Source organism: Anaerocolumna jejuensis DSM 15929 (genome assembly GCF_900142215.1).
Lineage (GTDB): Bacteria > Bacillota > Clostridia > Lachnospirales > Lachnospiraceae > Anaerocolumna > Anaerocolumna jejuensis.
This window is the reverse complement of the sequence record NZ_FRAC01000006.1, coordinates 139070-153002: the sequence shown is the minus strand read 5'-3', so window position 1 is coordinate 153002 and position 13933 is coordinate 139070. Positions and strand designations below refer to the sequence as shown.

At 42.0% G+C, this 13933-nt stretch carries 12 protein-coding genes; 10 read left to right on the top strand and 2 right to left on the bottom strand.

Features of this window, described 5'->3' with window-relative positions; all coding sequences use genetic code 11:
• Positions 1–521: 521 nt before the first annotated feature.
• Entirely contained in the window at positions 522–980 is a 459-nt protein-coding gene (locus BUB77_RS00670) for a hypothetical protein (RefSeq protein WP_073271844.1), read from the top strand.
• Between the two features lie 199 nt (positions 981–1179).
• Positions 1180–3813 carry an alpha-L-rhamnosidase gene (locus BUB77_RS00665; protein ID WP_073271841.1) on the top strand — a complete coding sequence of 878 codons (2634 nt, stop codon included), beginning with the start codon at positions 1180–1182 and terminating at the stop codon, positions 3811–3813.
• A 336-nt stretch (positions 3814–4149) separates the two neighbouring features.
• Here BUB77_RS00665 and BUB77_RS00660 read toward each other — a convergent pair whose 3' ends face one another.
• Both BUB77_RS00660 and BUB77_RS00655 read right to left on the bottom strand, forming a co-directional pair.
• Entirely contained in the window at positions 4150–5031 is an 882-nt protein-coding gene (locus tag BUB77_RS00660) for an AraC family transcriptional regulator (protein WP_073271839.1), read from the bottom strand.
• A gap of 20 nt (positions 5032–5051) precedes the next feature.
• Entirely contained in the window at positions 5052–6170 is a 1119-nt protein-coding gene (locus BUB77_RS00655) for a C45 family autoproteolytic acyltransferase/hydrolase (protein WP_073271837.1), read from the bottom strand.
• 204 nt (positions 6171–6374) lie between these two features.
• Here BUB77_RS00655 and BUB77_RS00650 point away from each other — a divergent pair, with 204 nt between their 5' ends.
• The 8 genes from BUB77_RS00650 to murA all read left to right on the top strand — a co-directional run bounded on the left by BUB77_RS00650 (position 6375) and on the right by murA (position 13906).
• Positions 6375–6830 carry a MarR family winged helix-turn-helix transcriptional regulator gene (locus BUB77_RS00650; protein WP_139241069.1) on the top strand — a complete coding sequence of 152 codons (456 nt, stop codon included), beginning with the start codon at positions 6375–6377 and terminating at the stop codon, positions 6828–6830.
• Between the two features lie 35 nt (positions 6831–6865).
• Positions 6866–7369, top strand: a complete 504-nt coding sequence (locus BUB77_RS00645; RefSeq protein WP_073271831.1) for a nitroreductase family protein — start codon at positions 6866–6868, stop codon at positions 7367–7369.
• A 21-nt stretch (positions 7370–7390) separates the two neighbouring features.
• Positions 7391–7681, top strand: a complete 291-nt coding sequence (locus tag BUB77_RS00640) for a putative quinol monooxygenase (protein WP_073271829.1) — start codon at positions 7391–7393, stop codon at positions 7679–7681.
• Positions 7682–7710: 29 nt separating this feature from the next.
• Complete coding sequence (locus BUB77_RS00635; RefSeq protein WP_073271826.1) at positions 7711–8553, top strand: nitroreductase family protein; 843 nt, start codon at positions 7711–7713, stop codon at positions 8551–8553.
• A 192-nt stretch (positions 8554–8745) separates the two neighbouring features.
• A complete protein-coding gene (locus tag BUB77_RS00630; protein ID WP_073271823.1) occupies positions 8746–9306 on the top strand; it encodes a TetR/AcrR family transcriptional regulator C-terminal domain-containing protein in 561 nt (186 codons plus the stop codon).
• Between the two features lie 233 nt (positions 9307–9539).
• Positions 9540–11234 carry an oleate hydratase gene (locus BUB77_RS00625; protein ID WP_073271821.1) on the top strand — a complete coding sequence of 565 codons (1695 nt, stop codon included), beginning with the start codon at positions 9540–9542 and terminating at the stop codon, positions 11232–11234.
• Between the two features lie 318 nt (positions 11235–11552).
• A complete protein-coding gene (locus BUB77_RS00615; RefSeq protein WP_170866551.1) occupies positions 11553–12254 on the top strand; it encodes an Ig-like domain-containing protein in 702 nt (233 codons plus the stop codon).
• Positions 12255–12595: 341 nt separating this feature from the next.
• Entirely contained in the window at positions 12596–13906 is a 1311-nt protein-coding gene (gene murA, locus BUB77_RS00610; RefSeq protein ID WP_073271814.1) for a UDP-N-acetylglucosamine 1-carboxyvinyltransferase, read from the top strand.
• Positions 13907–13933: the final 27 nt, after the last annotated feature.

The window sequence follows — 13933 nt, the reverse complement described above, 5'->3', positions numbered from 1 at the left end:
TTCATCTAAAATAATTAAATTTGATTATAATGGTTGGGATGATTATTTTGATGCTAAAATACTATTGAATAAACAAAATGTAGATAGTATAAAGAAAATGCTTGAGAAGTGCCTTGGAAAAGAATTTGATTATAAAAATAAAAACAGTTTACCAAACTTTGAAAACGTAGTTTCCTGGTGGGATATGGATAAAAACAACATTGAGGTATGTTACTTTCAATTTATTCCAAGGAAAAAGCACTTGTTTAGGTCGTCTCCTAAATCCGTAGAAGTGTGGGTGTTCATTGTTAAGCAAAATGATGGACAGCACTATCTATATATTTCGTATTGATTACTGATAAATCATCCGCCTTGGTGAGACATTAACCACACGCTGAAATTTATGTACCATTAAAATAGTAAGGACAGCTGCCTTGGAGTTTATGTTATTGAACTGGAGATTGTTTAAATGCCTCAACTCAACTTTAACATACTATACATATTAGCTTATCTGGAAATGGATTACAAAAGGAGAAGTAAAGTTGAAAATAAGAATTATATTATTTATACTTATAATCCTTTCAATATTATCTTATGGTTATCAAAAATCTAATAATAATAGCATTAATATTGATACGAAGGATTTGGCTACTGTGAGTAACCCGGTTACCTCGCCATCAGGAAAGTATCAATTGGTGATAAAAGAAGAAATCGTTGATGGGACTAAGCATAATAAATTTGATATATTTAAAATATCGGATGGAAAGCCTGGGACGAGCGCTATCTTTTCTTCCAAAGTTCTCTTTCGAACAAGGGATACCCTTTACTTTTTATGGGGAGATAACGATAGTGTTTGGGTCTATAGTGGAGATTTAGGTACATTTTTTTGGGAACGTGCAGCTGATAAAACGTGGAAAAAACATGATTACACTGAAGGTAATAAGGTTCCTGTTCCGGCATTATTAAAAAAGTTAAAACCTGAATATTTCAATGATAATTAACATAATCAACTTTCCACAAAGCGCTATTTCTAAGAAATGTAATAAGCATTCAATAGTAATTTTGCACATTTAACAGTTTATCATAAAATCCCCCCCTCATCACTATAAGATAACCCCAAGAAAATTAAGACAATTACGTGTAACATAAAATCAGCGGGGCAAAAACATTGCCGGCACTACGCAGGAAGGATGAGACGAAATGAAAATTGTTAATTTGAGAACGAATCATTTAACCAATCCACTGGGGTATGCCATGGATAAACCGGTATTTACCTGGACAGTGGAGGAAGCAACAGGTACCAGACAGAAAAGTGCCAGAGTACAGGTGAGTCTGTCGGAGGACTTTTCAGACTGTCTCTATGACAGTAAGGATAGGGAGGATATTTCCTCTCTGGGATTTATTCCGGAGATTACACTAAAGGAGCAGACCAGATATTACTGGAGGGTTCAGGTGCAGGGAGAGAATGAAGAAACCGGAATAAGTGAAGCTGCCTGGTTTGAAACCGGACTGAAGGAATTTAAAACCGGAAAATGGATTACTTCCTCTAAGGACATTAGTACCTGCCCTTTATTTTACAGGAAATTCACTATACCAAAGGGAATAAAGGCGGCAAGACTATACATTACCGGACTGGGAGCGTATAACTTTTATTTGAACGGAGCAGCACAGGAGGAAATCCTGACTCCCTTTTATAATGATTACCGAAACTGGATACAATATCAGACATATGATATCACCAGCCATTTGAAACAGGGAGAGAATGCGTTGGCCATTCTTATGGGAAAGGCCTGGTATATGGGAAGATTCGGTTTCATTGACAAGCTGGATAAGCTTTACGGAGAGGATTTTCTGCTGCTGGGAGAGCTTCACATCACAATGGAGGATGGTTCCTCTATGGTGGTAGGTACGGATACTACCTGGCTTTACGGGACTTCACACATTGGTGAAAATAGTATCTATGACGGTGAGCTATATGATGCAAGGCTTGAGAGAAAGGATTGGAACACGGAATACCTGAACACGGAAGGTTTTTGTAATGCTTTAGAGGCAGAGCCGCCCCGTGCAAAGGTAATGGAAAGATTAAGTCCCTCTCTTAAGGTAATGGAAAGAATCAAACCCAAGGGGCTGATTTATACAAAGGCCAGGGAGAGAGTAATTGACTTTGGTCAGGAAGTAACTGGCTATGCGGAGGTGAATATCTCCTTGCCGGAAGGTGCAAGGCTTTTTCTCCAATATGGTGAAATTCTTCAGGAAGGTAACTTTTATAACGAAAACTTAAGGACAGCTAAGCAGGAATATACCTATATATCTGATGGAAAGGCAAGAGTATTGCGTCCTCATTTTACCTTTTACGGCTTCCGTTATGTCAAGGTGGAAGGACAGGAGGAAATACATTTGGAGGATTATACCGCCTGCGTGGTATATTCAGAGCTTGATAAGACCGGAAACATCACTACCTCCGATGCGAAAATAAACCGTCTGTTCCAAAATACCCAATGGGGAATGAAGGGTAATTTCCTGGATGTTCCCACAGACTGCCCCCAGAGGGATGAAAGAATGGGATGGACAGGGGATGCCCAGGCATTTTCTGCTACGGCCTGCTTTCATATGTACACACCTGCTTTCTATCGGAAATATCTGTACGACATGCTGCTGGAGCAAAGAGAGTTGAAGGGCTCTGTTCCTCATGTGGTTCCGGATATTCTGGGGCAGATTCAGAGAATCAGCGGGAAAGAAGAGATTACAGATAATGGCTCCTGTGCGTGGGGAGATGCCGCAACGGTAATTCCCTGGAATTTATATCTATATTACGGAGATAAGGATTTACTGGAAAAGCAGTATGAAAATATGATTCTTTGGGTGGGTTATATGAAGAATCAGGATGAGACTCTTTGTAATGGGGAAAGGCTCTGGAAATGCGGCTTCCATTTTGCAGACTGGCTGGCTTTGGATAATCTGGATAAGGAAAGCTCCTTTGGCGGAACCGACCCCTATTATGTGGCATCTGCCCATTATTACTATTCCACACTGCTTACGGCAAAAGCTGCCAAGGTACTGGGAAAAGATAAAGATTATGAAGAATTTACCCGGCTGGCAGAGGAGATTAAGACTGCCATCCAAAATGAATATTTTACAAAGACGGGACGTATTGCAGTGGATACCCAGACGGCTATGGTTCTGGCCCTTCATTGGAAGCTGGTACCGGAAGAGCATAAAGAGCGCCTGGTAGGAGATTTAAAGAAGAAGCTGGAGGAGAACAAGCTCCACCTGACAACAGGCTTTGTAGGAACCCAGTTCCTCTGCCCTGTTTTATCCGATAACGGCTTGACAGAATATGCATATACCTTGCTGTTTAATGAGGATTATCCCAGCTGGCTTTACGAAGTCAACATGGGTGCAACGACTATCTGGGAGAGATGGAATTCCGTACTCCCTAACGGTTATATCAGCGATACCGGTATGAACAGTCTCAACCATTATGCTTATGGAAGTATTGCAGAATGGATGTATCGTTACATGTGCGGTTTTCAGCTGCTGGAATCCAACGCTGGCTTTAAGAAGATAAGGCTTGCACCAAAGCCGGATAAAAGGCTTCAATCGGTAAAGGCTTCTTATCAATCCGCTGCCGGGCTGTATGAGAGTGAATGGGAGTATCAGGGGAATCAAATCGATTTCAGAGTAAAGGTTCCTTTTGATGCCCTGGCTGAATTTGTTCTTCCGGAGGGCTTCCGGCTTCTGGAGGTAATGAAAGAAGGCAGCAGGAATTATGATAGCAATCTGGAACTGACTGCCGGACGGTATATCATTAAGGCCGAAAGCATTTCATTATAAAATGGATTAACGTGGAAGAATAAAGAAAAGGACCGGTTCAGGCTGTTGTGAACCGGTCCTTTTGATTTTATGGTTGGGAGAATAGTAAATGGTAAACTACCCGTGCCTGCAAATGAGCTGCCAAGTGTATGATAATCGTGTAAAGTTGAAAAAGTTGACACCAACTTTTCAAACGAAGCACAAGGAGTGGGACTCCTCAAGGATCAGGGCTGCACGGCACACCTCGACGGGAGTCCTATCTCAAAAGGCTATTTGATGCTTACTCCGAACAGAATGTGACAACAGAGCAGATTGAAGACTACGATGGGGAAAGGTGAATCATTTTGAATGAGTAGGTTATAGATGTCTTACTGGAATATACAAATCCACCTCAGAATCCGGATGATCATACCCAAGGAAGCGTTTGTCATAAAGCTCGAAGTCCTCCCGCCAGTCTAATTCTTCTTTTGTGGTGAGAAACCATGTTCCCCAAATGTAGTCAAAGGTCTGAGGCAGCATCTGTAGAGTACCCCGGTGGGTAAACACCGCATAATGTCCCCCGGGGATTACTTTTGGCACAAAGGGATCGGTTAGTCCTTCAAAAGATGATACTTCCGTTCCTGCCACCTCAGTAAATAGGATATCGTCATTCATCGTGTACAGCGTGTTTTCCGCACATGCCTCGCAGATGCCGAAAGCTCTCCCATTGGGGACTCGGTTGGGAATTTGACTATATAGAGAATTGGCCCTACCCCACAGTTCTTGCAGACGATTGTCCCGCAAGGTGGTTTCTCCCCGAATCCCCGCGACCTTGATTTCCGGCAGTTCCACGATTTTCGGATGGACCGTCACATTGCGGACCAGATGATTCAGCAGTCCAGTATCCAAGCGTTCCTTGTTGCCGATGAAGGTGTCCAGGCGGTTTTGACGATAGCTCTGGGGGCTGGCTTTATAAATGGCTTTGAATGCACGGCTAAAAGCCTCCGGTGAATCAAAGCCATATTCAATCGCTATCTCTATAATTTTAAGGTCTGTATAGAGAAGCTTCTTGGATGCGTCCGCCAGACGGCGCTTCTTAATATAGCTGCCGATACTTTCACCAAGGATGGCTGTGAACTGACGATTCAGATGATAATAAGAATACCCGGCAGCCTTTGCCACGTCCTCAACTTTAATATTATCCCCCAAATGGTTTTCTATATATATAACCGCCTGCTCCAATGCTTTTCGATAGTTCACAGCAATCCCCCTTTCGTTTTTTAAGTCAGCGGCTGCCAATCATAAGTACCCGGCACTGCTTTCTCCAAATTGATCTGCGCGTCTTCCATGCCATTCCCCAATGGTTTGGTGATATCATAAGTGTGCCAGCCATTTTCGGCCCGGCCACCCCAGCAAAGATCAATGATACCCTCTGATGGGGAAATCACCATGCTCTTTGTGGTTCCGAAATACTCCTCAAAGTAATGGCAGCATAGGCCATCTGGATACTTGGTGAGCAGCATTTCTTTGAGCTGTGCCCTCGTTACCCCGCTTCGATGAGCAAGCTGTTTTTCAATAACTGCATACCGTCTTGCTGAATGTGCCATCACCTGGGGCTCCTTCGCTTGAAGCTCAGAAAAAAGCGCATGGTTTGTGGCATAGAGCATCTGCTCTTTAGAAGCTGAGTTAATCTGCTTGACAGCGGTGAGACCATCCATCGTTTCTACCAATGCAGCATTGCCCGCCTTATCCAGTAAAAGCAAGTTGAGGTTGTAGGCGATGGGCATACCCTCCAGATATTTGAGTGCTTCCGTTACATCCCTGCAATTTTCCAACAAAGCGCGGGTAACCGCCCAAAACTGAAGACCTTTGAGCTTCGGTGAACGCATATAGGGAAGTGCCCCTACCGGAAAACCACAGGAGCTCATGGTGACAGCAAGGCCGTGCTCGTTGAAGCCGTCATCCCGCCCGAAGTGGAGTACGCTGGTACCCATATGCGAATACTTTCCTGTCACGCTGGTTTTCATTAGACAGAAATCCTCGGCTTCGTGACTGAATTCGTAGTTGCGAGCGAGCAGTGGTTTTCCCTCGGCGGTGGCGCTTGGCAGCAGCGCGATATGGCTGCACCGGGGAAGCAGATAGGTCATTCCGTAAAAAAACACCTGCTCAGGTGCTACCTTCAAAGCGTCGGCAAAACCGCAAAGTTCTTCGGTGAGACCGGGACACCAGCGGTCAAAAAGCTTCGCAGCTTCCACAGACTGCTCAGGGCCAAAGTCCTCTAATCCGGAAGTATGTATTGTTTGCAAATGTGGGATTGCAGCGGTTATTTTTCCGAACTGATATCCGATTTCATAGCTCGTCCCAGCAAGCTCTGCGGTATAGGTTTGTATTTTTAACATAGTATTGATTCCTCCTTGAGTTCGTTTTCTTTAGTATACCGAAACAATGGAGGGGCTGCATGACATTTTCTGCTGTTCTCTGATAAACCATTATACCATAGAAAGTGGGTGGTGGTATAGATTTGGAAACTATAGAATAATCTATCTTGACAAATCAATATACCAGTAGTATATTTGTATGTACAAACAAATGAGGTGATAACATTGTGTAATGGAAACAACGGGAACGAACAGGAATGTATGTTAAATGGCTGCTTATTCTTTTCTACCACGAAGCTTGCCAGGGCTTTTGGGAAAATTGCAGAGGAAGCTTTCAAAAAGACAGGGCTTTCCCCCAGCCATGCACTGCTCCTGTACCTTGTGAATCAGACCGGAAGCATCCATCAGAAGGAAATCGGGGAAAGGCTTCATCTGACACCTTCTACCATAACACGCTTTGTTGAAAAGCTGGAAGGTAAAAGGCTTGTTTCCAAAAGAACAGAAGGAAAGAATGTCTATATCTGCACCACAGAGGATGGGCTGGCATTAATGGAGGAAATTATCAAAGCCTGGAATATCCTTGAGGATGGATACAAGGACATTTTAACAGAGGAAGAAAGCGGGCAGTTTATCAGAATCAGCAATAAACTGCTGAGTAAGCTGAATAATCAGGAGGAGTAATCCTCCCAATAAAAGAATCAGGAGGGAAAATCATCATGGATGAAATCTTTAACAGACGAAGCATACGTAAATTTAAGGATCAGGCAGTGGAGCCTGATAAGATTGTCAGGCTGCTCCGGGCAGCTATGCAGGCACCTTCTGCCGGAAACCAGCAGCCCTGGGAATTTATCGTTATTCAGGATAAGGAAAGGCTTGCGCAGGTGTCGGGAACCTCACCTTATGCAAAGCCCATTGCTGGTTCAGCTGTTACCTTTGTACTGCTTGCAAATGAAAAGGAGCTTAAAATTCCCACTGCCTGGGAGCAGGATTTAAGTGCGGCAACTCAGAACCTCTTGCTGGAAGCAGTCCATCTGGGTCTGGGCGGGGTTTGGTTTGGTGTTGCAACCTCCGATGCCGTGGCGGAAAATGTCAGAAAGTTTTTTGAGCTTCCGGAGAGCATCAGGCCTTTTGCCATGGTTTCTGTGGGGTATCCCGACGGGCAGAAGAACGAATTTGCAGACCGTTACAAAACAGACAGAGTACACTATGAAAAATGGTAAAAACAGAAAGGAGAACATACGATGATTCATGTAGTAGCAAAGAATTACATCAAAGAAGGTAAGACGGAGGAATTTATTACAGTGGCAAAGCAGCTGGTAAAGGAAACCAACGAAAAAGACAGCGGCTGTATCCGTTATGAATTATTTCAGGACCTGTCCAATCCTCAGGTTTTAACAATTATGGAGGAATGGGAAAATAAAGAGGCCTTAGATAAGCATATGGCAGCAAAGCATTTTAAGGAATTAACGGCAGCCTTTGCAGAATTGGCTGAAAAACCCGGTGAAATTAACCTTTATAGCAAATTAGCCTGATAGATTACAGGGTATAGAAAGGAAGGTATATGGTAGCTGAATTTCCAGTAGAGAAAACCGTTCGGGCACGCCGCAGCGTGAGAACCTATGAGGAACGTCCTCTTTCCAAAGAGGACAAGGAAAAAATAACTTCCTATATTGCTGCTTTATCAAATCCCTTTTCCATAAAGGTCTCCATCGGATTGCTGGAGAAGAAATCAGCCGCAAACGGGGAAAAGCTTGGTACATATGGCGTAATTAAAGGAGCAGGGGATTATTTAGGTGCAGCAGTGACGGAAGGGGAGCTTTCTTTAGAGGCTCTTGGTTATTCCTTAGAAAAGCTCATCCTGTATGCGGCAGCCTTAGGCCTTGGCACCTGCTGGCTTGGAGGAACCTTTAACCGCAGCGGTTTTTCAGAAGCCATGGGGATTAAAGAAAACGAATTGTTTCCGGCAATCTCGCCCATTGGTTATCCACTGGATAAAAAGAGGATTACAGATACCCTTTCAAGATGGATTGCCAAGGCAGATAAGCGAAAGGGCTGGAAAGAGCTATTCTATCAGGATGACTTTTCACATCCCCTTACCGAAACAGAAGCAGGGGATTATGCCTTTCCCCTCGAGATGTTAAGACTGGCTCCTTCTGCCGTTAATAAGCAGCCCTGGCGGGTGGTGAAGGAAAAAAATAACTTACATTTTTATAAAACAAAGGCAGCGGAAGATACGAAGACCAAAATTGACATCCAAAGAGTGGATGTGGGAATTGCAACCTGCCATTTTCACTTGGCCGCCCTGGAAAAGAAGCTGCCGGGAGAATTTAAAAAACTTACAAAACCCGGTGTACAGAGCCCTGAGCAGCTGCAGTATGTTTACTCATGGATTGGTGAGAAATAGAAAATCAGCCTTGCTGACAGCGAAATGAACATATTGGAAAAATAATGCCGGATTAAAGATGCAGTTGGTTCAGATTGACAAATAGGACTGATGGCTTTGTGACAGGTTCGTAATAAATGTTGAAAACCATAAGGAAAAGTTATACAATAATGATTGTATACGATTACAATATGCCGGAAAAGGAAAGTCCTTATGTCTTCATCATTAATAACGAAAAATGCGTTAGCTCAGGCTTTAAAGTCTTTAATGCTTCACCAACCAATAAATAAGATATCGGTTAAAATGGTTGCCGATACCTGCAGTGTTACAAGGCATACCTTTTATAATCATTTTCATGATGTTTATGAGCTTCTGGGATGGATATTTGAAAATGAAGTGATTGAAGAGCTTGATGAACATTGCAGCCTGTCAAACTGGAAGGAAGGCTTGTTGATTGTCCTGAATTATACACAGGAAAACAGGACAATATGCGTCAACACCTGCAAATCCCTTGGCAGAGAGCATCTGGAAATGTTTTTATGCAAAACCTTCACCACCGTCCTGACAGGAGTGATAGAAGACATTTCCAGGGATTTGAAGTTTACGGTGGAGGATGGGAAAAAGACGGAAGTTTCCGAATTTTTTTCCTATGCCATAACCGGTGAATTCCTGAAATGGATTAACAATGGTATGAAGGAAGACAAAGTGGCTATTGCTGACAGAATTGAAAAAATGCTGGATGGAACCATACTCCGTATTATTAAAAGCATTTGAAAGCCCGCAGGAAGTATTTTAATTTTTATTTTAAAATGATTTTACACACTTTGAAGCATCTGTGAAAATTTTTCACAGATGCTTTTTTTGTTATTTGAAAGTCCCGGAGAGGAGAAGTAATATGGTGTTGTAAACAAAAGGAATAAAAAAGTAGGATACAGGTTTTTGAAATTTTATTGCCTGGTATCACATATCAGCGAATTAAAATTTGGTATTTCAGAAAGGGGATTGCTATGAACAATTATCAAAGAATTAATCCGAAAGCACCTAAAAACATCGGGACAAGAAAAGCATATCTGTTGGGAGGCGGAATAGGTTCTCTTGCTTCTGCAGCCTTCTTGATCAGAGATGCACATATGACTGGTAAGAACATTCACATAATGGAACAACTGGAGGTCTCCGGTGGCTCCATGGATGGTGCAGGAACGGCAGAAAAGGGATATACAGCCAGAGGCGGAAGGGAAATTGAAGAGCATTTTGAGTGCTTTATGGATTTATTCAGCTTCATACCTTCTCTGAAGGATAAAAATATAAGTGTACTGGATGAATTTGTGGAACTGAATAAAGTTGAGCCAATTGAGTCCCATTGCAGATTGGTGGAAAAACAGGGACAGAAGGCTGATTTCTCCGATTTGGGATTATCCAAACAGAATGCCATGGAGCTTGGGAAACTGCATATGTTAACAGAAGAAGCTCTTGGTGCAACTACTATTGGGGAATACTTTGACCCCAGTTTCTTTGAAACAAAGTTCTGGTATTACTGGGCAACCATGTTTGCATTTGAACAGTGGCACAGTGTGGTAGAAGTAAAACGTTACATGGAAAGGTTTATGCACCTTATTGGAGGCATGAACAGATTGGAAGGAATTCTTCATACGGAATACAACCAGTATGATTCCTTAATACTTCCTCTGATTACCTGGCTCAAGGAGCAGGGTGTCAGCTTTGAATATGGCTGTAAGGTAACAGATATAGATTTTCAATTTGCAGGGAAAGAAAAAACAGCTACGGCAATCCATTTTATCAGAGACGGAAAAGACCAGGTAATTAAGGTCGCTGAGGATGATCTGGTATTATTTACAAATGGCTCTATGACAGAAAATACAACAAGAGGGGATTTGAATAATCCTGCCGTATTAAACAGATCCGAAGATAAGGGCTGCTTCAGTGTGTGGGAGAAGCTTGCAAAGAAGTCTCCTGACTTTGGCCATCCGGAAAAATTCTGTAGTGATATTGACAAATCCAAATGGATGTCCTTTACCGTAACCTTGAAGGATGATGATATCGTATTTCCCTATCTGCTTAAATTAACAGGAGATAAGCCTGGTATGGGCGGTCTGGTAACTATCAAGGATTCCAGCTGGTTTATGAGCTGGGTAGTTCCGAAGCATCCTCATTTCATCAATCAGCCGGATAATGTAAAGGTTCTTTGGGCATACGCTTTAAATATGGATGTACCCGGAGATTACATTAAGAAGACTTTTTCTGATTGTACCGGCCGTGAAATGTTTGAAGAGCTTTTATTCCATATGGGCTTAAAGGATAAGATTCCCGAAATTCTCTCCCATACGACGAATGTCATCCCGAGCATGATGCCATATATCACATCACAGTTTATGCCCAGAATTGCCGGCGACAGGCCCCAGGTAATCCCGGAAGGAAGCAAGAACTTCGGATTTATCGGACAGTATGCAGAGATTCCGGAAGACTGCGTCTTTACCGTAGAATATTCCGTAAGAGGTGCTATGATGGCAGTGTACGGACTGATGGACCTTGGAAAGACAATGGACTCCGTATATCCGAGCCAATATGATATCCGCGTGCTGGTCAATGCTGCAAAGACCTGTCTGGGAGTAGATAAGCTGCCGCTTAAAAATATTCCTTTAGGGGAACTGCTAAAGAATACTGAGCTTGGTAAACTGCTGTAAGCTTAATGTATCTGTTAAATGTTGCATTTTACAGCTGTGATTAAGCGGACCATGATTCAATAGAGTAAAAGATAACCCTTCATACCTTTCCAAAACAGCGAATTACAGGAAAGGTATGAAGGGTTTTTTGTATCAAAAAGTATAGTAGCTTCCTGCAAGCCTCGGCAGTTTGACAGGCTAGTTTAGTGAATGGTATAAAAACGGCAGTCAGCATATGTCAATATGAACCTTATAGTAAATTATGTTTATTGCATATATTCTTTTCTTTCATTAATATGGATCTATACTTCTATAAATTACAAAGGAAAAAGCCTGCCTATGAGAAAATTAAGAAAAGTAAGATTACCATTGCTTTTTATTTTGACAGTCATGCTCTTGGTTTCTACTGGTTATCCAGTAAAAGGACAGAAAGTGGAAGCGGCTGCGGCAAAAATAAATAAGTCCGCCCTGACCTTGTACATTGGAGATACCTACAAACTAAAAATGAGCAAACCTGCTGCCGCCGTCAGCTGGATAAGCAGCAATAATTCAATTGTGACCGTTACACTCCAGGGAAAAGTTACCGCCTATAAAAAAGGAACCGCTGTAATCACCGCCCTGGAGGGAAAGAAAAAATCAACCTGCAGGATAACAGTCCGGCCAAGAACAGAAGCTCAGGTATCTAAAAAAATTGAAGGGCTCCGTAACAAATATCCTCAGGGAATGTCATGGGATAATAGTAAGCTTTATGTCAGTAAATATGAGCCGAATGTAATAGGCGGCGGTTGTTATGCTTTTGCATCTCGCATCAGTGATATAGCGTTCGGATATTCGCCGGCTGAAACACATCAGGATTTTGAGAAAATTAGAATAGGGGATACTATCAGAATTGGAGACTATCATTCGGTAGTAGTACTTACAAAATCCGACACCAGTATAACCGTAGTGGAAGGTAATGTTAATTCCGCCGTTAACTGGGACAGAAAAATTTCAAAAGAAGACTTAGAGCTTGAAGGCTTTCAGGTAACCACAAGATATTAGCAAAAGATGCCTGTCAGTTTCCGGCTGAAAACAGGAGGGGAAGGATTTGACGGAAATTTTCAGAAAAAAATGCCTGCCAGCTTCTTTTCCGCTGTAATATGATGAAAAAAATAAAAGGTAATGTACCTTGTAATGGGGGTACATTATTTTTTTTATTATTTATTGAGCAAATGTAAATAATCCTTATGAGCAGTTGCAAATATTCATTGATTTGTAGGGAAAAGAATAGTAATATTATAAGGTGAATAATTTATTTTTTATAAAGTCTTTACATTTTATTAATGAAAAAATACATAGTTAAAAAAGGAATACATAGAAAGCAATAAGCGAGGATACACATAATGACAGGCGGCAAAACTTATTTGAAAGTGAATGGTGGTAAGGCATTACAAGGCGAGGTTAAAATAAGTGGTTCCAAGAATTCTATATTAGCGTTAATACCGGCAATGTGTTTGGGTGAGGGGGAAGGTGTATTAACGCATATTACGGATATATCTGATATTGAGGCAATGCAAGGGATTTTAAAAGAAATTGGTATACAGTTGGTTTGTGAGAACAGTACTGTAGTAATCAGGGGTGATATGCATAGCTCTGAATTAAGTAAACAATATGTTTCGAAAATCAGAGCTTCCAATCTGTTTCTTGGTGTTTTATTAGCAAAATTCGGTAAGGCAACAGTGCCTATATCCGGTGGGGATAAGATAGGAAACAGGCCGATTGATATTCATTTATATGTATTTAATAAATTTGGGATTCGCACGGAAATTGTTGATGGGTATGTGAAATGCGAAGCAACGAGGTTTCCATATAAGGGGCAAAAAATATTTTTAAGGTTTCCAAGTGTAGGCGCAACAGAAAATGCAATGCTAGTTGCCAGTGCCGCTGATAGCGAGACTGTTATTTATAATGCTGCCATGGAGCCTGAAATAGTGGACATGGCTATTTTATTGAATTCTATGGGAGCTAAGATTACCGGTGCAGGCACTCCGGTCATTCATATAAAGCCAACGGCAGAAAAACTGAACAGAACCATTCATGAAGTCATACCGGATAGGCTGGAAGCCGGAACATTTTTATTTATGATTGCAGCAACAAAAGGTTCCGGAATTATAAAGAATGTCATTCCGGAGCATGTTATGTCTGTAATTACGATTTTAGCGGATTCTGGTGCACAGATAAAAGCGGAGGACAGTAATATCTTTATTGATGCATCTAATTGCAGTCTGGAGTCTATTAATGTGGAAGCCTTGCCCTTCCCCGGCTTTCCGACAGATTTACAGCCCTTTGCGGCAGTTTATGCTTTAAACTGCAAGGGAAAATCCTCTATAAAGGACACGATTTTTCCGGTGCGGTTTAACCATTTATTTGAAATGGGAAGAATGGGGATGGCTTATGAAAGTGTGCACTCCCAGGTTACAATTAAGGGGGTACAAAAGCTGACAGGAACTACCATGGCAGGAACGGATATCAGAATGTGCGCTGCATTGGTCATGGCTGCCTTGATTGCAGAAGGCGAATCAAAAATTTATGGGCTGGAGCATATATTAAGAGGTTATGATAATTTCTTTCAGAAGCTGCTTGCTTTGGGGGCGGATATTGCCGTTATTGAAGACGAAAATGATGGTATTGCCACGAAAACAAAATGTATTTAGTAATCTGGCTTTCCTATAGCGGAGGAA